Below are 21,199 nucleotides of genomic sequence, written 5' to 3'. Positions count from 1 at the left end.
ATAATTTTATACAAGACCCGTTTAATACCCAAAGTTTTAACAGGTATGGCTATGTATGGAACAATCCTTTAAAGTATAATGATCCTACGGGGGAAATTATACCTCTAGTTATTGGCATTGCAATTGGAGTGGCTGCTGCTGCTGGTGCATATTACGGAGCTGTACAAGCTAATGGTGGCGAATACAATCCATTCAAATGGGCTGCTAACCTAGATACACTTTTAGGATTTGTTGGAGGAGCAGCTATTGGAGCATTAACTGCTGCCGGTACTATTTATGCCGCCCCAGTAATTGCTGGAGCTCTCGGTACTTCTGCTTTCGTAGGTTCACTTATTGCAGGTGTAGGCTACGGGGCACTTGGTGGGGGATTAAATACATTGCTACCTGGTGGTGGAGGTAAATTTCTACAAGGTGCTGGTAATGGTGCGATCTCTGGTGCTTTTGGAGCTTTGGGTGGACAAGCTGTCGCTCAAACTGGTGTAAATAATATTGCAAGTCCTTTGCTAAAAGGAGCTATCGGAGGTTCTTTAGGTGGTTTAATAGGCGGTTACGCAAGTGGTTATACAGGAACACTCTTACGAGGTGGAAGCTTTAGTGATGCACACAGAGCTGGCGTTAGTGGCGCAGCACTTGGAGCTGCTACTGGTCTAGCTACAGGACTTGCAACTGGATATGGATATGCTAAAGCGAATAATCTAAATGCATTTACTGGTAAGTCTTTGGATAATACTACAAATATTTATAGGTCTGTCTCACCTGCAGAATTAAATGACCTAAAATCTTTTGGAGAATTAAGAAACGTCGATGGATCATATGAAACTGGCAAACTATTTGCTCCAACTATAGATGAAGCAGCTCAGTTTGGTAAATATAATTATCAATTTGATAAATTACCTAATACCATTTTAGAAGTTAAAGTTCCTAATACTATTCTTAATAATGCTTATCATTTCCAAGCTGATGGAATGAATGCAATTATGATCAATAGTTATAATTTACAAAACTTAAGTGCTCAGCCTTTAAACTATTCACCATCCTTAATAAGACTATAAGTAATTATGAAACAAATCATTGCAACCATATATCTATATAAAGGTGAAAACAAACGAAAGACTCCTTTTAAGAATAATTATAGACCATTGTTTAATTTTATAAAAGAAACTAAAACATCTGGTAATATTAAACTTTTAAATAATAAATCTGAATTTCAACCAGGAGAAAAAAATGATGTGTTAATTCAATTCATCAACACCGAGTTTTTAGGAAAAGATTTTAAAATAGGTAAAAAGTTTACTTTTGGTGAAGGAAAAGAAATATTAGGCGAAGGTAAAATTTTAGAGATTTTAAAATAATAATTAAGTGATTTTAAATAAACCACAGCCCCAGCTCGCGCTCGTCTGTGACGGGTGCCAACAATAAGGATAAAACAAAGTAAATCAAACAAAGCTATTCTATAAAAAGAGTAGCCCCTAGCTGGTCCTCGAATGTAACGCTGGCGCGTAGTCTGCGACTCGTGACCTACACAGATATATCACAGCCACCCCGCTGTGTATAGAGTATCAGGTAAAGGCTACTGCTAGTCTCGCGACTACAAAGAGCGACAAAAAAAATAGGTAATAAAACAAAGCCCCAACAATAGCAATAAAGATATTGTTGGGGTTAATAAAAACAACAAAAAACAAAGAAAAATGATTAAAAAAATGTTATGGCTTTTTGTATTTATAAGTGCCTATACGCAAGCCCAAGAAAAAGAAAGTATTACTTATCCAAAAGGGATTTATGAAACATTTGAAGCATACCAAAAGCAGGAGCCAACCGATGTAAAAACAGAGTTTACTACTAAAATGTCTAAGGATAGCATTAAATATCGTTTTTATAATACTGCTACTGAAAAACGTATACGAAAAGCTTTTGCTTTTTCCGATGGAACGCATTTGTATGTAAGTGCAAAATATATTTACAAGCATTTAAATAGAAAAGATTCTGGGAAACAATTAAAAGACGATGGTAACTACCATTTAAAATCACATAAAATTGGCACTCATTACCATTACTTTGAAAATTATTATACAAGTACAGCGGCTGTAATTTGGGGTGGGGCTATAGCCACAGCTGCAGCGCGTAGAGTAAAAGGAGTGGTTTATGATGTGGCACATAAAGAGTTTAATATTTTTAGAAATGCAAAAGATTTTAAGCGATTTGTGAACGAAAATCATAAAACATATGCCGAAAATCACCCCGAAATAATGAGTAAAAAAGGGACAGAGGATATAAAAATGATCCGCAGTTTTGTGGCAGGAGTTTATTAATTATAGCTATTTATTACAAAAAAATGAGAAACAAATTTATAACAGTAATTGCTGTGTTATTGGGGGTATCAAGTTATGCGCAATATAAATCTAAAGCGCGTGTATCTATTGATTTGGGTTATGGGTATCGTACAGCTTCAATTAGTAACGTGCCTGTCGAACTTGAAGATTATGCCGATGAATTAAAATCGGGATTTAACATAGATACACATATAAACTATTTTATCAAACCTAGTTGGGGGTTAGGAGCAACGTATAGTCGTTTCCAATCGGATAATGCCATTACTTTTGCATCGCCAACAACTATAGAAGGTATAGAAACGAGAAGTACAAGTGATGATATTAGGATTAATTTTATAGCACCAGAATTCCTTTATCGTAGTTTTTTAGGAAACGAAAAACACAGTTTTATTAGTACTATAAGTATAGGGTATTTAGCTTTCAAAAACGAAAGTAAAATAAATGGAACAGCTATTGACATTACGGGTGGCACTGTAGGCTTTGGTTTTGGACTACTATATGACTATCATATTACACCATTTATTGCCATTGGAGCAGGAGTAAATTTTATCGCAGGGTCACTCTCTAAGTTAGAATTGAGTAATGGAGCACAAAGTCAAACAATCGATTTGCCAGATGATCAAAGAGAAAACTTATCTCGTATTACTATAAATGCGGGGTTACGTTTTTATTTGTAATTTTTTGGAGAGTATTTAGCATAAGCCACAACAGTTTTTTAGGGGTTGTTGTGGCTTATGCTATTTTTAGTGGATGTCTTTACGATGTCCAAGGTCGATAATACTAACAAGTAGTATGTTGTCCTCTCCCCAAGCTATCTCGAGACGTCTCGCTCGTGAAAACAAAGAATGGCAAACAAAACTACGTACTTGAAGTCCATACTGGTTCATTTGTAGGATTTAATATCAAAAGCTGATATGCTACCTAAGCAGAAAAAAATAGTACTTAAGTATTTAGTGTAAATTGAGGCATAAAAGTGCGTTAGCTGTTTTTAATTTTCAGTAGACAATAAACTATAACATTTTCGTAGGTTATGTAAACAAAGGACTTTTATCGGATAACCCGACTTTAAGAATTTACAAACAGAACTTTCTTACATAAAAATACATCTTTATCGAGTAATAAATGCTTTTAATCAGAATGTTGGTGTTAAAAAAATTACGAACGATGACTAGAGTTATTTTTGTTCAACAAATTTACCAACCTATGAATAAGAAGATTACACTTTTGTCGCTAATTGCAACTGCTTTTATGTCCTTTGGAGCAGCAAATGCACAGAGTTCATGTGAGCCAAACTGGCTTTCGACAAGCGGAAATAAATTAGTAGATGCAGCAGGAAACGAAGTAACATTGGCCGGTGTAAATTGGTCTGGTTTTGAAGCAAACATAGCTATCTTAGAAGGTTTGTATGCGCGCGATATGTTTGATGCCCTTAAGCAGATTAAAGATTTAGGATTTAACTGTTTGCGAATTCCATGGGCCAATAGTATTTTAAGAGACGGAGCTACATATCAAGAAGCTAACTATTGGGTTAATTTTTTCTATGACGAATCAACAAAACCTGCAGTGGGACCATTTTCTAATTTAGAATTAGAAGGATTGAAAAAGCCTATTGAAGTGATGGACCTTTTGATTGATTGGTGTCAAGAAAATGATATGAAAGTGATTTTAGATAATCACTCAAGAAATCCAGATGGATACCTTGTTGAAAAAACATGGTTTACCGAATCTACTAGCGAAGAACAGTGGATTGAGGACTGGGTGTTCATGACAAACAGATATAAAGATAAAAGTGCTGTGATAGGTATGGATATCAATAATGAGCCTAATGGAGAAATTGATAATCCAAAAGGTGCACGTTGGGGAACAGGTGATAAGTATGACTGGAGATTGGCTGCAGAAAAATGCGGTAACGCAATATTAGAAGCGAATCCAAATGTGTTAATTATGGTTGAAGGAATCGAGGCCTACAGAAAGCCTAATGGTGATTTAACATCATATTGGTGGGGAGGTAACTTGCAAGGGGTTAGAGATTTTCCAGTAAGATTGTCGGATCCATCAAAATTAATGTATTCTCCACATGAATATGGCCCACGTGTTTTTGATCAAACTTGGTTTTCAGCGCCTGATTTTCCAGAAAATATGGATGCCATTTGGGAAGAAAATTTTAACTTCTTAAACACAAATAATACATCACCATTATTAATAGGGGAGTTAGGAATTAAAGATCGTGGTGGAAAAGATGAAATTTGGTTTGAAAAGTTTATTGACTACATTAAAGAACACAAATTACATTTTACATTTTGGACATTTAACCCGAATTCTGGTGATACAGGGGGGATTTTAGGAGCTACAGGTCAAGGAGATTTTGAAAATGTGGAGCAATGGAAAATGGATTATTTAAAACCAATTTTATCAACTCCTATACCTAACTGTATAAATCTTGATGGTGGAGGAACACTTTCAACGCCGGATTTTGATAAAGTGGTTGAGGATGCCGTTGGAGTGAATATTTCTCCAAACCCTACAAGGGAATCCTTACAAGTAGCGAGTGCTGATAAATTGATTCAGTCTATTACCGTATATAATTTATTAGGAAGTGAAGTGTTGTTGTTCGAAAACGTAAATGATACCTCATTAAAATTCTCTGTACGCGCTTTAGCTAGTGGTGTGTATGTGGTAAAAACGGTAACGGAAGATAGAGTATACACTACTAAATTGATGAGAAACTAGTTGTATTAAATGAGTTACACCGTAAAAGTGTATATTTATTTTACTAAATGCAACAAGTAGATTATGAATAAAGAGTGTCCGGAGTGTGGCGAAAAAATAATTGGTAGGTCAGATAAACGATTTTGTTCGGATTATTGCAGAAATTCATTCAATAACAAACAAAATAAGGATGTTACTAATTTAATTCGAAACACGAACAATCAACTTCGTAAAAACTACAGGATTTTAACAGCGTTAAATCCTAATGATAAAATTAAAACCACTAAAAGCAAATTAGCTTCTAGTGGTTTTGATTTTAATTTACATACCAGTACATATACTACTAAGGCAGGTAAAACCTATTATTTTGTATATGACCAAGGTTATTTGCCCTTGGAGAATGATTATTATGCTTTAGTTAAGCGGAATGTTTAGTTCGCGTATTATTATGTAACAATAAAAAAGATATTAGAATTAAAATGTATCAAGAACTAATTAATGTCCCCAATTTTGTGAATTTAAATGTAGTGCGGCTAAAATAATGTCATGCTGACTAATTTGTCCCACTAATTTACTACCCTCTAAAACCGGAAATCGTTTATAAGGACTTTTGTGAAATTGTTCAGCAGCCTCAAAAATACTTGCGCTACTATCAATTGTTTCTACAATCGTAGACATGTATTTTTCAACAATTTCAGTACTCATCGGCATATTAAAATACCTACTGTCGCTTAGTTGTTTCATACAATCACTTTCGGAAATCATTCCGATTAACACGCCTTTGTCATTAACAACGGGGCCTCCTGTAATTTCATTACGAACTAAGGTTTCCATTGTTTCTAACAATGTCTGTTGAGGCGTGAACGAAATTAATTTTTTGGTCATGTAATCCGATACTGCTATTGCTGCATCAATGCCCTTTTTTGGCTTCGCTCTTTCCCCCATAAAATTTGAAATTCCCATATCGATTACTTTTAAGTTAAACTTAAATATATTGATTTTCAGTAAAATAAAAAACGTTTTAGCGTTAAAATGTTCTTTTAATCTATATTTTAAGTTGAATTTGATTAATTTTTAGATGAAATAATTTTAATTTACAGAGTTCTAAGTTGTCATCTGATTATATTTACAATGTGCTTAAAGTGATTGCTATTTTAGTTTTATGCCTTGTTTAAATAAAATAAAAGCCTGCTGCTTTAGTCACAAAAGTCTACATGTGTTTATAAAAAAATGATGATGAATATTTCGATTATTGGTTTGGGTTGGTTAGGAAAGCCTTTGGGGGATGCATTAGTAAATTTAGGTTATGTTGTAAAAGGGAGTACTACAAGTAATGATAAGTTGAGTGTGCTAAAAGAAGCAGGTTATGATGCTTATAAAGTACAAATGAATGAATCGGAAGTGCAAGGCGATATAGCTGAACTTTTAGCATATTCGGAAGTGTTAATTTTAAATACCCCTCCTGGCTTGCGCCGAAATCCGACTAGTGATTATGTGGGTAAAATAAAACAGTTAGTTCCTTTTATAGAAAGATCATCAATTAAACAGGTATTGTTTATTGGATCTACAGCTGTTTTTGCAGATACAGAAAGTATGCATATCATTACGAATAACACAATGCCCAATTCGGAAGGTGTTTCTGGAGTTCAATTAGCTACTGTAGAAAAGCTTTTAATGAATAATGCTCATTTTAAAACTACGATCCTCAGGTTTGCTGGTTTGGTGGATGAACGTAGACATCCTGCAACAATGATGTCCAAAAGAAAGCAAATTCCTAATCCGTTGGCACCAGTGAATTTAATTCATAGAGAAGATTGTATTGGTGTTATTCAACAAATAATTTCTCAAAGAAAGTGGGGAGAGGTATACAATGCAGCTTATCCGTTGCATCCTACCAAACAAGAATATTATACCAACATATGTGAGCAAAAAAAAATAGCAAATCCAGATTTTAATAGGACAGGTGTAAGCAAAGGAAAGCTTATTGATGGTCAAAAAACTGCGGAGGAATTAAATTATACTTACACGCATTCGATTGTAAATGAGTAAGTTTTATACTAGGGGGATGGGGCGGTTTTGTCCAAAACGTATGTGAAGCCTTTTTTTATGACTTTTTACGTAGTGATAATTTAAAACTATTTTTTAGACAATGCTTTTTTGTGAATTCTTCAATTTTGGGATAAAAAACAATATAACTAGATAGTATTACGTAAGTATATTGAGGTTTCATTGCGATAAGTGTAAAATAAGTAATAATTTGTTATCCATAATTAGTTTAAACAAGTATTAAACAGTTATAAAAGCTTGTGAAAAAACCTTTTCGAAGTTACTTTTGTGGGATATTATTTTAACAATAAACCAATGAGTGGACTTATCCGATCTTCGATTGCAAGAAAGGTAGCTATGGCCTTATCAGGGCTTTTTTTAGTATTCTTTCTTTTACAGCATTTTACTATTAATTTAACTTCAGTTTTTAGTAAAGATGTCTTTAATACAGCTTCTCATTTTATGGGAACAAATCCTTTGGTACAATTTGCGTTGCAACCTGTGTTAATTTTTGGTGTGGTATTCCATTTTGTAATGGGATTTGTGTTGGAAATTAGAAATAAAGGGGCGCGTTCAGTAAAATATGCAAATTACAATGGAGCAGCCAATGCTTCATGGATGTCTCGAAACATGATTTATTCTGGAATTGCCATTTTAGCCTTTTTAGGACTTCATTTTTATGATTTTTGGGTGCCAGAAATTGTATACAAGTACGTTGAAACAAATCCAGAAGTAGCTACCAGGTATTATGGGGAGTTGCAGCATAAATTTGTAAGCCCAGTGCGTACAGGTTTGTATTGTGTAGCTTTTGTGTTTTTAGCATTGCATTTATTGCATGGGTTTGCATCTTCATTTCAATCAGTGGGAGTAAATAATAAATACTCTACAGGTATTCAGAAGTTTGCTAAAGCATTTGCAATAGTAATACCGGTAGGGTTCATTTTTATTGCATTATTTCATCATTTAAATCACTAATCACATAACAATATGGCATTAGATTCAAAAATTCCAGAAGGTCCATTAGCTGATAAGTGGACAAATCATAAAAATAAAATTAACCTTGTAAATCCTGCCAACAAGCGTAACATTGATGTTATTGTTGTAGGTACGGGACTTGCAGGAGGTAGTGCAGCGGCTTCATTAGCAGAGCTGGGATATAACGTAAAAACATTTTGTTACCAGGATTCACCTCGTAGAGCGCATTCAATTGCGGCTCAAGGAGGGATAAATGCAGCAAAAAATTATCAAGGGGATGGTGATTCAAACTACCGTTTGTTTTACGATACTATAAAAGGAGGAGATTACCGTTCACGAGAGGCTAACGTATACCGTTTAGCTGAAGTGTCGGGTAATATTATTGACCAATGTGTGGCACAAGGAGTGCCATTTGCACGTGAGTATGGTGGGCTATTAGATAACCGTTCATTTGGAGGGGTGTTGGTTTCGCGTACTTTTTATGCCAAAGGTCAAACAGGTCAACAGCTATTGTTAGGGGCGTATTCGGCAATGAATCGTCAAATTAATAGAGGGAAAATACAAGCTTTTAATCGTCATGAAATGTTAGACCTAGTAAAGGTTGATGGTAAAGCACGTGGAATTATTGCACGTAACTTAGTTACTGGTGAAATAGAAAGGCATTCGGCACATGCTGTGGTATTGGCTACGGGAGGATATGGAAACGTATTCTTTTTAAGTACAAATGCGATGGGTAGTAATGTGATGGCCGCTTGGAGAGCACACCGTAGAGGAGCTTATTTTGCAAACCCATGTTACACACAAATTCACCCAACATGTATTCCTGTTTCGGGAGAGCACCAGTCAAAATTGACGTTAATGTCAGAGTCTTTGCGTAATGATGGTCGTATATGGGTGCCTAAAAAAATAGAAGATGTTAAGGCAATTAGAGAAGGGAAATTGAAACCTACTCAATTAGCTGAAGAAGATAGAGATTATTACTTAGAGCGTCGTTACCCAGCGTTTGGTAACCTGGTACCACGTGATGTTGCCTCTAGAGCAGCTAAGGAGCGTTGTGATGCTGGTTATGGAGTGAATAAAACTGGAGAAGCGGTGTATTTGGATTTTGCAGCAGCAATTCAGCGTTACGGTAAGGAAAAAGCCTTGACAAGTGGAATTAGTAATCCAACAGCAGCTCAAATATTGGATTTTGGTGAAAAGGTGATCGAGGATAAATACGGAAACCTTTTTCAGATGTATGAAAAAATTGTTGATGAAAATCCATATAAAACTCCAATGATGATATACCCAGCGGTACATTATACAATGGGAGGTCTTTGGGTAGATTATAACTTACAAACTACCATTCCTGGGTGTTATGCAGCAGGAGAGGCAAACTTTTCTGATCACGGAGCAAACCGATTAGGAGCTTCGGCATTAATGCAAGGTTTGGCCGATGGATATTTTGTATTGCCTTATACTATTGGGGATTATTTAGCAGATGATATCCGTACGGGTAAAATACCGACAGATACAGCTGAATTTGATAAAGCAGAAGCTGATGTTAAAGAGCGTATTCAAAAATTAATGAGCGCTAAAGGGAAACATTCTGTGGATTATTACCATAAAAAATTAGGTAAAATCATGTGGAATAAGTGTGGAATGTCTCGTAATGCAGCTGATTTAGAAGCTGCAATGAAAGAAATCGAAGCCTTACGTGCCGATTTTTGGGAAAATGTAAATATTCCAGGTAGTGCCGATAGTTTAAATACGGAGCTTGAAAAAGCAGGTCGTGTTGCTGATTTCTTAGAATTAGGTGAGCTTTTCGCGAAGGATGCCTTTGTAAGGAATGAATCTTGTGGAGGGCACTTCCGTGAAGAATCTGTAGAACAAAGTGGGGAACAAAAAGGAGAGGCTTTACGTAATGATGAGGACTTTAAGTTTGTGTCTGCTTGGGAATATAAAGGAGCACCTAAAGAAGCTGTCCTGCATAAGGAGGATCTAGTTTATGAGAATATTGAATTAAAAACACGTTCGTATAAATAGTTGATGGTTGTCAGTTATTAGTTTATAGCAATAGAAAACTAACAACGAGCAACTAACAACCAAAAACTAAAAACTATGAAATTATTATTAAAAATATGGCGTCAGAAGGATGCTAATAGTAAAGGACAAATAGTAGATTATCCTTTAGATGGAGTTGAAGAGGATATGTCTTTTTTAGAAATGTTGGATGTTTTAAACGAACAACTTATAAATAAAGGTGAGGAGCCAGTGGTGTTTGATCATGACTGTCGTGAGGGTATTTGTGGAATGTGTTCTTTGCAAATTAATGGAGAGCCTCATGGTCCCGATCGTGGTGTAACTACTTGTCAGTTGCACATGCGTATGTTTAATGATGGAGATACTATTTTTATTGAGCCATTTAGAGCGAATGCTTTTCCTGTGGTAAAGGATCTTATGGTGGATCGTAGTGCTTTTGATCGTATACAACATGCGGGTGGATATGTTTCTGTAAATACCTCTGGAAATACAATTGATGCCAATGCTATTCCTATTAATAAGGATAATGCAGACGATGCCTTTTCAGCGGCAACATGTATTGGTTGTGGTGCCTGTGTGGCGGCATGTAAAAATGCTTCGGCAATGTTATTTACATCGGCTAAGGTATCTCAATATGCATTGTTACCTCAAGGACAGGTTGAGGCAGCTGATCGTGTGCAAGCGATGGTAGCGCAAATGGATGCGGAAGGCTTTGGGAACTGTACAAATACTGGTGCCTGCGAAATAGAATGTCCCAAAGGGATTTCTCTGGAAAATATTGCGCGTATGAATCGTGAATATTTATCAGCCTCTATAAAAGGATAGTAGTAAAATAATAAACAATTAAAAAAGCCACTTTTGAGTATCAAAAGTGGCTTTTTTAGTTAAAATAGTCAAGTGTTAAATTTTAACTAAAAGGGATTGAATTAGTTAAAAGTAAATATCGAGGGCTATTTTAGATTAAACAGAAGGTTGTCTACCTTTTAATCTTTTTTCGATTTTCTGTTTAATTAGTGTTAATCGTTTCATCAGATCCATAATTTCCGCCTCCTTAGTTTCTTTGTAGATCTGGTTTAGATCCAAAATAAGGGCTTTTACTTCTCTAGATGCTTCAATACGGTCGCTTGTTGTTATAAATGTTTGCTTTCTTTGTTCAAACTCAAGCGCTCTTTCCATTAAATCCATAGTGCAATTTTAAGCTTAATTTTGTCAATACTATTCTATATACATTAATTAGGTTCATTAATTTGTGAATTAATAATAATACATAATTCACAACATAATCCCATATGATTACTTAAATATAGAATTAATTCGTTAATTAATCTTCTGTTTTTCAAATATTTGCATTTTTTGAGAGAATTTTCCCTTTGCTATATTTGATAAATAAAGGTGCAATAACGATTTATTTTTTAAATAAATGAAAAAATAAGGTTATTATTTTGTAATAAAACCCAAAAATAGTGCCTAAAACTAATATAGCAGTATTTTAAAGCGTAAAAATAAATGAACAACACTATTTGCAAGTAAGAATAATAAGTTAAATGGGATGTTTTTTTAATGTACTGTTATTTTTTTTAGTTAGTTCATTGTTAAAAATGATTATTTTTTTAAAAAAAACAATGGAAATGATAAAAGTATAGTGAGATATATACAACTACTAAATTGGAGCATAGTTAAAAACTTAAGTTAGCTTTATGGCGATAAGGTAGTTTATTCAATAATTTCAAACCATTTTTCGATACGTTTCCCTTCGGTATCTACTAAAATCAATTGATGTTTTCCTTTTTTTGGTTGAACGGCAAGCTCGTGGAAATTTATCGTTTGTCCTATGTATTCATTGTCAATATGCCAAAATAGCGTAGTGTTCGGATTGCGATGCGCAATTTTAAAAATGATTTTCCCTAATTTTCCATTTAATTCTTTAGGAATAAATAATTTTGAAAGCTGTTTGGGGTAAATAATTTCCATAGCTTGTTCGGATAGTAATGTACATTCGGCTTTAAATTTGGGGAGTGCTTTATAGTTACTGTGCTTTTTTTTGTAATACCATTCCATAATTGGAGGAAGCACAAACCAGGATTCATGTGTCATTTCCGTAGTGCTAGCACAGGAGCTATTTACCTGATAATTTTTATCTTTTGATAAATGAACAAGTTTGTGATATGGGCAGCTTGTTGATTGTGTTCCTTTTTTGGAACATAAGCTTAGTTCGGTGTCTTTGCAGTGAATGCCTGCTTTAAAACCACTTTGTCTGCATGTGTTTACTTCATAAAGATCATAATAAGGAGGAGTAAACCATTGGCTGGTGTTAAATTGATTAAATACATCAAACATTATTGGAGCGGCGCTATTAATTCCAGTAAGTTCGGCTCTTCCTTCTCCATCGGCATTGCCTACCCAAACGCCAACCACATGTTTGCTACTAATTCCTATGGACCAAGCATCTCTATTGCCAAAACTTGTGCCGGTTTTCCATGCAATATTTTGAGCAGTATTAAAATATTGCCAACCCATTTCCTGCAAAGGTCTACCAACTTCTTTCATGGCGTTTAACATTAACCAAATGGAAGCAGGATTTAAGGGGGAATCATAACGTTTTTGAGGTGATGCTATACTGGTGTAATAAGGCATTTGCATTTTGCCGGTTAGTTGTTCATTTGAAGTTTTTAATACTTTGGCTAATGAAGCGTAGATGCCCGAAAGTTCCCATAGCGTAGCTTCGGCTCCACCCAAAATAAGACTTAATCCATACCTGTTGGGATCAGTAGTTAGGCTAGTAAGTCCCAGTTTTTGTAATTGATTATGAAAACGTTGGTATTTATAATCCCTTAATAAGCGCACTGCAGGAATATTTAATGAGCGCGCTAATGCTTGCTTTGCAGGTACAGCACCATCATGCGTTTTGTTGTAATTTTTCGGGGTGTATCCTGCTATTTGTGTGGGGATATCGGGGAGTAATGTGTTGGGTAAAATAAGTCCATCTTGTAAGGAGCTGGCATATAAAAAAGGTTTCAAAATGCTACCAGTACTTCTTGCAGAAGTAATGATGTCCACATTTTGACCATGATTTTCATTTTGTTTTGGGGTGTTACCTACATAGGCAAGTACTTTTCCGGTGTTAATTTCTAAGACCAAGCATGCACTATTGTAAATGTGGTTACTTTTTAGTTTTTTACGATGTTGGTTTACTATTTTTAAAACTTTAGATTGAGTGCTAAGTTTTAGTGTTGTAGAAATTTGTTTTCCTTTAAGTGAAGGTTTTTTTAGCGTTCTGTCTAGTAGGTGTTGCGCAATTTGAGGTAAGGGTTTTGGACGTTCGGGAATAGGTTCTTGTTTCGCTAAAAAACAGGAGGTACTGTCAATAATTTTTTTTGCCAGTAATTTGTCTAATAGTCGATTTCTTTTTTGTTTGAGTTTGTCGTGGTTTTTTCCAGGGTAAATTAAGGATGGGGCATTGGGCAGTACTGCTAGAGTAGCACTTTCGGCCCAGGAAAGTTGGTGAGGACTTCGGTTGTAGTAACGCCAAGCTGCTGCATTTAGACCAACAATATTTCCTCCGTAAGGGGTGTGAGAAATATATGTTTTTAGAATGTTTTTTTTAGAGTAGGAGAGTTCCAATCGGGTGGCTAAAATAAGCTCTATTAGTTTTTGATAAACTGTTCTGCTTTTTTTATTTCGCGATAAGCGTATGGTCTGCATAGTAATGGTACTACCGCCACGAACTACTTTTTTGTTTTTTAGGTTTGAAATTAATGCTTTGGTAATGGAAATAGGGTTGAAGCCAGGATGGTAATAAAAATAGGCGTCCTCAAATTGTAGTAAGCATTGCTCAAATTTATATGGAATGCTATCGGTGTTCGAAAAACGCCATTGCTCATCATTAGCAAGCTTAGCAGCAATTAATTGTTGGTTAGCATCAAAAAGAACAGTGCTGGTTGGGGTGTCAAAAAGTTTATTAGGTAAGCTAAAAAACAAATACCAAATACTCATAAAAAGGAGGATTATTTTTATGTAATTCCTTTTTAAATATACTATTGGTATGTTTAATTTCACTTATTCAACGGCATCATTTGTTTCATCCTTGGGAAGGACGGGAATAATGCCTAAACGTTTTGCGCGTGTTTCCCAGTTTTTACGTGCTAGTAATTGCATGTCTTCGATATTGTCACTTTCGTCCATTATTTCAAGGCCTAAAAGTGTTTCAATAATATCTTCCATACTAATTAAGCCAATCATATTTCCAAATTCATCCACAACTATAGCAATATGTGCTTTGTTTTTAATGAGTTTGTTAAATACAACAGGTATTGGCTGATTGGCGTCAACCATCATAATTTCACGCTTAATATCTGCTAGTATTATTTGGTCTTTATTGTCTACAAGTTGCTCTAAAACATCGTCTTTTAATATGAATCCAGTGATATTGTGTGACTTGTCTTTATAGACTGGAATACGTGAAAATTTTAAGTTTTTATGGGACTCATGAAATTCTCGAAGGCTTACCTCTTCGTTTTCAATAACTGCAACGGTAAAAGGAGTCATGACATCCTTGGCTTTAATAAGTTTAAAGGCCAATAGATTTCTAATCACGGTAGTTTCATTTTCTTTGATCACACCTTCTTCTTCGGCAGCATCGGTAATCGCCATAAATTCTTCGCGGCTCATAGTGTTTACGTGTGCCGATTTTCCGATGAGTTTAGTTGTTAATTGTAATAACCATAATACACCTGTCCATTTTAATGGGAAGATGAGTACATTAAGCGCTTTTGTAGTAAAATTAGCTAGGTTTTTCCAATAGGTAGCTCCAATTGTTTTTGGAATAATTTCGGATACAATTAGGATTAATGCAGTCATTATTGCCGAAACAATCATAACCATGTTATTCCCATTACCAAAAGTTTTTTCGGCTTGAACACCCACCAAAATTGCACCAACAGTGTGCGCAATAGTGTTTAATGTAAGTATAGCAATTAAGGGTTTGTCAACGTCTTTTTTTAAGGTTTCTAAAGCAGTGACGTAACTTTTTCCTTCCTTTTGCTTTAAGGAAATAAAACTAGGGGTAATACTCAGTAATACAGCTTCAAGTATGGAACATAGAAATGAAAATAAAATAGAAACTGTACCGTAAAGGATTAATAGAAACATGAATTTATTATAGTTTGGTAGCTAATTTAAGTATTTTACATGAGTAGAAAGCTTTAAAAAAGTAAAAAAGCCTAATTGAAGCTATATTTTCAACTAGGCTTTTTATATTTCGGGGCGAAATTTATGTTATTTAATGTCTAAAAATATACCGGCACTGTATGCAGGAGCGTCATATACATTTTGACCAGACACTGGGAATGATGCAGAAGCATTTAAACCTATTTTTTTTGTGAAATAGATAGCTGTTTCTGCGGTTAAATTTACCACTTCGGAGTTGTTAGCAAATACACTCGCACTTCCTCCACTAACTCCTTTATTTCCATTTTCGGTTGATTCAATGATGTCTAATTTGCCGACTAACCATAATTTGTTTTTCAAAAAACCAGCCCCTAATTCGGCACCAGCTCTATATTCATCAGAAAAATCTTTGGTACGATTATTATAACCTAGGTATACATTGCTGTAAATGCTTGTGGTGTCAGAATTATATAACGAAATACCTAAATCGGCTCTAAGTAATTGATTGAATTCTCCATCACCAGTTGCAAGTGCTAATGTTTGGTCAGATCCATCATTCCCAAGAGGAAGTCCTAAAATTAAACTTCCTGCTAAAGCAAATCGCCCTTTTTGAAAAATGGAATATTTAATTCCAATTTCAGCATCACCAAAAGAGTTTAGGTCACCTCCAGTCAAAGCTTGGTTTACAACACCATTTTGATCTATTTCTTTGTTTTGGTATGATCGGGTGAAGAAAGGGATGTAAGCTATTGCTGTAAGTTTATCGGTAAATCCATATTCTGCATAAATATTTATGTTAAATAAACCATTATCAACCGTACTTTTAGAATTTTCTCCAGTACCAGAGAAAAAATCTTTAGATTCAACCCACCAACCAGCAACTTTGATATATGATTTTCCTTTCTTTTTTGTCCAACCACCACCTGCAAAACATGATGTAGTAATGAACGTAAGTAATAAGAAGTTAAAAATTTTATTAAATTTCATTTTATTTGTTTAAATGTTGGTTATCTAGTAATTACTCCAAATCCTACTCTTACTCCAAATCTTCTACAATATAAGAGTACGTTTTGAAAATTATTAATAGTTATATCATCTGGAATTTCGAAAGTTTGAGCGCCAAAAGAGGCTAAACCAGTTTCTGGTGCTGCAATAAGTTGCGCATCACCACCATTTGAAGTTGTACTGTTACTTAAATATATAGTTAGATCAGGTACTTGAGTTGTTCCATTTCGGGTATCAAAATCATTACTTAAAGTGATAAATGATTTTCCATTTTCAGTAAATATTTCAAATTCACCATTTACAGTATAGCTACTATTGCTTTCAAAATTACCAAATGCAATAATTTCTTTTGGGCTAGGGGGAGTTTCTACAGGAACTTCAGGAGTTTCGATAGTAGTTTGGCCTCCAATAATTAGGTTTTTTTCTAAATTAAAAGTTTCTCCTTCAAACTCAGTAGAAACACTAATAGTTGTTTCTCCTGTATTTACAGGGGTTAAGATTCCATTTTCGTTGATAGTAAGTACGTCTGTATTTGAGCTGTTCCAATCAAAAATGGTGTTCTCTAAGACTTCTTTTTTGCGTCCCTGAAATATAGCTGTAAGCTTTAATTCTTCTGTTGTGTTGATGTCAATTTCTTTGAAATTCTCATTGATTGTGATTTCAGGTTTGTATCCCTTCGCTACTATTTCTTCAACATTTTCTATACCTCTAGCTTCGGCTTCGGATATGGTTACAACTCCAATAGTTATATCATCAGTTATTGGGGCGGGTAAATCAGTTATGTTAATTTCTGAATCTTCTTTAGGGTCAAATGATACGCTAACATCTACAGTTTTGCCAATACCAGCATCTTTTACGGTAATTTTTCCAGTTTGATCTATCTGAAGAAAGCTTGTGTCACTACTAGAGAATAATACATTAAAAGCTCCGTTTTCTAAATCCAAAATTTCCCCATTGTTCCTTAATAGTATTTGAGGGTTTTCATCAAATGCAACAGAAAGTAGTCTGCGATCAAATGTTAAATTGTTAATAGAATCGGGACCACTAAAAACAACATCCTCCCCTACACAAGAGGCAAGCATCAAAGTGATTAATCCGTATATGATCGATTTTAGTTTCATGGCTAATTATTTTATCAATTACCTTAACTAGGTCGATCTAAATTTTATCTCATTACAAATAAGTAATAATAATCACATAATGTAATGAATAAAATCTGCAACTATATTGTTATAATCGGAAAAACTATAGCAATTTGGCGAAGTCTTTAGCAAAATAACTTGCTATAATGCTTGCGCCTGCTCTTTTAAACGCCATAAGTTGCTCTAACATTACACTATCATGATCCAGCCATCCTTTTTCGGCGGCAGCTTTAAGCATGGCATATTCACCGCTTACTTGGTAAACTGCAATGGGAGTTTCAATTTCATTAGATAAATCACGAACAATGTCCAAATAACACAATCCTGGTTTTACCATCACAATATCGGCGCCTTCTTGAATGTCAAGTAGCGTTTCAGTGATAGCTTCTTTTCTGTTAGAGGCATCCATTTGATAGGTTTTTTTGTCTCCAAATCCTGGTGCAGAATCTAAGGCATCACGGAATGGACCGTAAAATGCCGAAGCATATTTAGCACTGTAACTCATGATTCCAGTATTTACAAAATTATGTTCTTCCAAAGCCATACGGATGGTCTCAATGCGTCCGTCCATCATATCACTTGGGGCTACAAAATCGGCACCAGCTTGCGCATGTGAAAGTGACATGTTGGCCAATACTTCGGTAGTTGGGTCGTTGACTACATAATTATTTTCAACAATACCATCATGACCATATGACGAATAAGGGTCTAAGGCTACATCGGTCATAACCAGCATTTCGGGAACGGCATCTTTTATAGTTTTTATAGCGCGTTGCATTAAGCCTTCTGGGTTTAAAGCTTCGGTACCTTTATTGTCTTTTAAATTATCGGGTACTTTTACAAAAACTAATACAGACTTTAATCCTAAATGCCATAATTCCTTTACTTCTGCGCTAAGCAAATCAAGGCTATAACGGAAATAATTTGGCATAGAGGCAATTTCCTCTTTTATTCCATTTCCTTCCACAACAAATAAGGGGACTAAAAAATCATTTACCGAAATGGTGTTTTCTTGAACTAAGGAACGAATGGCTTTGCTAGTCCGTAATCTTCTGTTGCGTTGTAATGGAAACATGCTTGTAAATTTTAAAATCAAAGGTAGGGATTTCGTGAATTTTAAATCTACTGTTGTGTCAATTGATGTTTATTTTTTAAGAGTAGCTTTTGACTAAGTGGTGATTAGAAATTATGTTAGTTTTTAAATATGCAATGGATAATTAGAAATGCGCTTTGTAACTGAACTTTTATACCTATTTTTGGAGCTTAAAACTTACATTGTTATGAGAAAATGTCTTTTTGTTGTTGTCTTATTCTTATCTTTTTTGGGGTACAGCCAGGATAATTATATTGTTAAAACTGATGATGGCAGACGGGTGCTTTTAAAAGCGGATTTCACATGGGAATATATAGATTTAGCGGTTCCAGCCGAAGTTAATGTGAATGATAAAGAAGCAGTGGCTGCACAGATAGCTATGGGGTCGGGAACCAAAAATGCTTCTGTAAACACGACAAAGTGTAATACCTTACCGGATTTTAAAGAGCCTAAAGGGGATCGTGTAGTGCAAGCACATTTAAAAAAAGGAAGAGCGACCATTAAGCATATTAAAAAGAAAGTAGCAAAAGACAATAATTGCGCTGTTGAAGATGTATTATTATTAAAATTAAGAGAACAAAAAAACCAAGGCAGTTATACTTTTTGTGCAAACGGAAAGCAAGTAGTGTACAAACGTACTGGTTTTTCATTTGCTAAAAAAGGGAAGTTGTTTTAGCCTTATTAAAGCTTGTTTTGTTTGAGGATATATTTGGATAATTTATTTTGAATACCAAATAGGATTAATTCTTCTCGCGTAAGCGTTTGTATAAACGAATTCCTAGCATGAGTAATATGGCTAATGAAACAATACCGACAACGCCATAAATCCAGTTGAAGGCATTTTTTAGAATAACCAAAAATACGACCGAAAATAGAATGATTGTTGAGACTTCATTCCATAAACGCATTTGACCCGAGGTCCATTTACAGGTGCCTTTTAGTAATTGTTTGTAAATAGTATGGCATTTGAAATGGTAGGCAAAGAGCAAAACTACAAAGCCTAGCTTTACATGCATCCAACTTTCCTGTAACCAATCGGGAGCTAAATGCAAGAGCCATAATGCAAACAAGGTAGCTAAAATGGCAGAAGGCCAGGTGATAATAAACCACAGGCGTTTAGTCATTAACTGTAATTGAGGTAGTAATATATTTTTTTCAATTTCCGTTTTTTGAGTAGCTTCAATTTGATAAATAAATAGTCGAGGAATGTAAAATAGTCCCGCAAACCATGTGATTACAAAAATGAGGTGTAGTGATTTTATGTAAGGATATAATTGATAGGCTTCCATAAATTTAGGAACTAATTATTGAGGGTTTAGTATTTAATTTTGTTTTGATTTCCTTATTTAAAAAGAATCCAGTGGCTATAGTTGATAAGGTGTCGGAAATTGGAAAAGAGATCCAAACACCTAAAATACCATAATGTTTAGGTAAAATTAATAATAACGGAATTAAGAAAAAACCTTGTTTAGATAAGGATAATAATAATGCAGGTATGGCTTTTCCAACGGCTTGAAAATAGGCAGAACCAATAAGTTGAATAGCAATAATTGGAGAGGCAGCAAAAACAAAACGAATGGCTCGAGGAGCCTCATTAAGCACGAGGTTATTTATTGTTTTTTGTGCGGCCGAAATATGATCGCTATTACTCAAAAACAGTTGGGCAATAGGTTCGGGGAATAAAAACAGCAAGCCCAAAATAAAAATTCCTAAGCCGGTAGCATAGATAATTGCGGTGTAAATAACCTGTTTGACACGACCAAATTCTTGAGCTCCGTAGTTGTAACTGGCAATAGGTAAAAAGCCTTGAGTAATGCCAATAATTGGAAAAAGAGCAAACATGAGTAACCGACTCACTATTGCATAACAAGCGACGGCCCATTCCCCCTCAATATCAACCATAATATTGTTTAGAATTAGGTACACAATACTAATTACCCCTTGTCGGGCTAGTGTGGTTGAACCCAGAGCGGCAATTTCTTTAAGTATGGGTATATTAAATTTTAAATGTTTGATTTGTAATCGGAGTTCGCTTATCGCGAAGAAAAAATAAAAAATATAAGAAAAACAACAAATGTAAGATGCTGTAGTAGCCCATCCAGCACCGATCATTCCCCAACCAAATACATTTATAAATAAATAATCCAAAAATAGATTGGCCACCGATGGAATAATCATGGCAATCATAGCATGTTTTGGTTTTCCTTCGGCTCTAATAACCGTATTCCCCATCATGGCTAAAGCCAAAATAGGAACACCGTACAATACAATTCGGTAATAATCCTTAGCCAAGTCAAAAATGGCTCCTTTTCCGCCAAATGTATGTACTAGTGAGTCTGTGAAAATTAGGCCTACACTAATTAATGTTAAGGTGATTACTAAGGTAAGTGCTGTTTGATTACCAAAAACACGAATGGCTTTTTCATAATTTTTGGCACCCAAAGCGCGGGACAATACCGAAGACCCGCCAATACCTATAGCCATTCCAATAGCAGCAATAAAAAAAGAAACAGGCAGTACCACATTAATCGCGGCAATAGCTATTGGTCCCACCCATTTGCCTACAAAAATAGAGTCTACCAAAATGTTTAGCGACATGACAAGTATACCAATTGCCGCAGGTATAGCTTGCTTTAGGAGTAGGCTACCAATAGGTTCGGAACCTAAGGCTGTAGAGGTGGTTTTTGCCATATGTTTTTTTACATAAGATT

19 protein-coding genes and 1 pseudogene are annotated in these 21,199 nt (G+C 35.0%); 11 read left to right on the top strand and 9 right to left on the bottom strand.

Features of this window, described 5'->3' with window-relative positions:
• The 6 genes and pseudogenes from KQA_RS19690 to KQA_RS0214985 form a co-directional block, all read left to right on the top strand.
• Positions 1 to 1,052: pseudogene (locus tag KQA_RS19690) on the top strand (hypothetical protein); the annotation flags it as partial.
• 6 nt (positions 1,053 to 1,058) lie between these two features.
• Entirely contained in the window at positions 1,059 to 1,352 is a 294-nt protein-coding gene (locus tag KQA_RS0215005; RefSeq protein WP_010182295.1) for a translation elongation factor Tu, read from the top strand.
• Between the two features lie 336 nt (positions 1,353 to 1,688).
• The gene (locus KQA_RS0215000) at positions 1,689 to 2,309 is read left to right on the top strand and encodes a hypothetical protein (RefSeq protein ID WP_010182293.1); all 621 of its coding nucleotides are present in this window, start codon (positions 1,689 to 1,691) and stop codon (positions 2,307 to 2,309) included.
• A gap of 23 nt (positions 2,310 to 2,332) precedes the next feature.
• Complete coding sequence (locus KQA_RS0214995) at positions 2,333 to 3,007, top strand: outer membrane beta-barrel protein (protein WP_010182292.1); 675 nt, start codon at positions 2,333 to 2,335, stop codon at positions 3,005 to 3,007.
• A 526-nt stretch (positions 3,008 to 3,533) separates the two neighbouring features.
• Positions 3,534 to 5,060, top strand: coding sequence for a cellulase family glycosylhydrolase (locus tag KQA_RS0214990; RefSeq protein WP_157366725.1), 1,527 nt, complete (start codon positions 3,534 to 3,536; stop codon positions 5,058 to 5,060).
• Between the two features lie 63 nt (positions 5,061 to 5,123).
• A complete protein-coding gene (locus KQA_RS0214985; protein WP_010182290.1) occupies positions 5,124 to 5,474 on the top strand; it encodes a DUF2116 family Zn-ribbon domain-containing protein in 351 nt (116 codons plus the stop codon).
• Between the two features lie 60 nt (positions 5,475 to 5,534).
• Here the strand turns inward: KQA_RS0214985 and KQA_RS0214980 are convergent, their stop codons facing one another.
• Positions 5,535 to 6,002 carry a CBS domain-containing protein gene (locus KQA_RS0214980; RefSeq protein WP_010182288.1) on the bottom strand — a complete coding sequence of 156 codons (468 nt, stop codon included), beginning with the start codon at positions 6,000 to 6,002 and terminating at the stop codon, positions 5,535 to 5,537.
• Between the two features lie 267 nt (positions 6,003 to 6,269).
• On the opposite strand from KQA_RS0214980, the gene KQA_RS0214975 reads away from it, so the two are divergent.
• The 4 genes from KQA_RS0214975 (at position 6,270) to KQA_RS0214960 (ending at position 10,907) form a co-directional block, all read left to right on the top strand.
• Positions 6,270 to 7,088, top strand: a complete 819-nt coding sequence (locus KQA_RS0214975; protein ID WP_232285904.1) for a cupin — start codon at positions 6,270 to 6,272, stop codon at positions 7,086 to 7,088.
• Between the two features lie 312 nt (positions 7,089 to 7,400).
• Positions 7,401 to 8,060 carry a succinate dehydrogenase cytochrome b subunit gene (locus KQA_RS0214970; RefSeq protein ID WP_010182286.1) on the top strand — a complete coding sequence of 220 codons (660 nt, stop codon included), beginning with the start codon at positions 7,401 to 7,403 and terminating at the stop codon, positions 8,058 to 8,060.
• 12 nt (positions 8,061 to 8,072) lie between these two features.
• Entirely contained in the window at positions 8,073 to 10,085 is a 2,013-nt protein-coding gene (locus KQA_RS0214965; protein ID WP_010182285.1) for a fumarate reductase/succinate dehydrogenase flavoprotein subunit, read from the top strand.
• Positions 10,086 to 10,160: 75 nt separating this feature from the next.
• Positions 10,161 to 10,907 carry a succinate dehydrogenase/fumarate reductase iron-sulfur subunit gene (locus KQA_RS0214960; protein WP_010182283.1) on the top strand — a complete coding sequence of 249 codons (747 nt, stop codon included), beginning with the start codon at positions 10,161 to 10,163 and terminating at the stop codon, positions 10,905 to 10,907.
• A gap of 135 nt (positions 10,908 to 11,042) precedes the next feature.
• Here the strand turns inward: KQA_RS0214960 and KQA_RS0214955 are convergent, their stop codons facing one another.
• The 6 genes from KQA_RS0214955 to hemB all read right to left on the bottom strand — a co-directional run bounded on the left by KQA_RS0214955 (position 11,043) and on the right by hemB (position 18,470).
• A complete protein-coding gene (locus tag KQA_RS0214955; protein ID WP_010182281.1) occupies positions 11,043 to 11,267 on the bottom strand; it encodes a hypothetical protein in 225 nt (74 codons plus the stop codon).
• Positions 11,268 to 11,795: 528 nt separating this feature from the next.
• Entirely contained in the window at positions 11,796 to 14,075 is a 2,280-nt protein-coding gene (gene pbpC / locus KQA_RS0214950) for a penicillin-binding protein 1C (protein WP_010182280.1), read from the bottom strand.
• Positions 14,076 to 14,138: 63 nt separating this feature from the next.
• Positions 14,139 to 15,230, bottom strand: coding sequence for a CNNM domain-containing protein (locus KQA_RS0214945; protein ID WP_010182279.1), 1,092 nt, complete (start codon positions 15,228 to 15,230; stop codon positions 14,139 to 14,141).
• Positions 15,231 to 15,356: 126 nt separating this feature from the next.
• Complete coding sequence (locus tag KQA_RS0214940; RefSeq protein WP_010182277.1) at positions 15,357 to 16,235, bottom strand: hypothetical protein; 879 nt, start codon at positions 16,233 to 16,235, stop codon at positions 15,357 to 15,359.
• Positions 16,236 to 16,255: 20 nt separating this feature from the next.
• On the bottom strand, positions 16,256 to 17,374 hold the full coding sequence (locus KQA_RS0214935; protein ID WP_081483271.1) for a DM13 domain-containing protein: 1,119 nt from the start codon (positions 17,372 to 17,374) through the stop codon (positions 16,256 to 16,258).
• A 124-nt stretch (positions 17,375 to 17,498) separates the two neighbouring features.
• The gene (gene hemB, locus KQA_RS0214930) at positions 17,499 to 18,470 is read right to left on the bottom strand and encodes a porphobilinogen synthase (RefSeq protein WP_010182273.1); all 972 of its coding nucleotides are present in this window, start codon (positions 18,468 to 18,470) and stop codon (positions 17,499 to 17,501) included.
• A gap of 205 nt (positions 18,471 to 18,675) precedes the next feature.
• Here hemB and KQA_RS0214925 point away from each other — a divergent pair, with 205 nt between their 5' ends.
• The gene (locus KQA_RS0214925; RefSeq protein WP_157366724.1) at positions 18,676 to 19,164 is read left to right on the top strand and encodes a DUF3157 family protein; all 489 of its coding nucleotides are present in this window, start codon (positions 18,676 to 18,678) and stop codon (positions 19,162 to 19,164) included.
• A 64-nt stretch (positions 19,165 to 19,228) separates the two neighbouring features.
• Here the strand turns inward: KQA_RS0214925 and KQA_RS0214920 are convergent, their stop codons facing one another.
• Positions 19,229 to 19,777, bottom strand: coding sequence for a CopD family protein (locus tag KQA_RS0214920; protein WP_010182270.1), 549 nt, complete (start codon positions 19,775 to 19,777; stop codon positions 19,229 to 19,231).
• Between the two features lie 4 nt (positions 19,778 to 19,781).
• Positions 19,782 to 21,179, bottom strand: a complete 1,398-nt coding sequence (locus KQA_RS0214915; protein ID WP_010182269.1) for an MATE family efflux transporter — start codon at positions 21,177 to 21,179, stop codon at positions 19,782 to 19,784.
• Positions 21,180 to 21,199: the final 20 nt, after the last annotated feature.

This window comes from Aquimarina agarilytica ZC1, from assembly GCF_000255455.1.
Lineage (GTDB): Bacteria > Bacteroidota > Bacteroidia > Flavobacteriales > Flavobacteriaceae > Aquimarina > Aquimarina agarilytica.
Note: the sequence above shows the minus strand (reverse complement) of the source record. Positions and strands in the feature narration are given on the sequence as shown.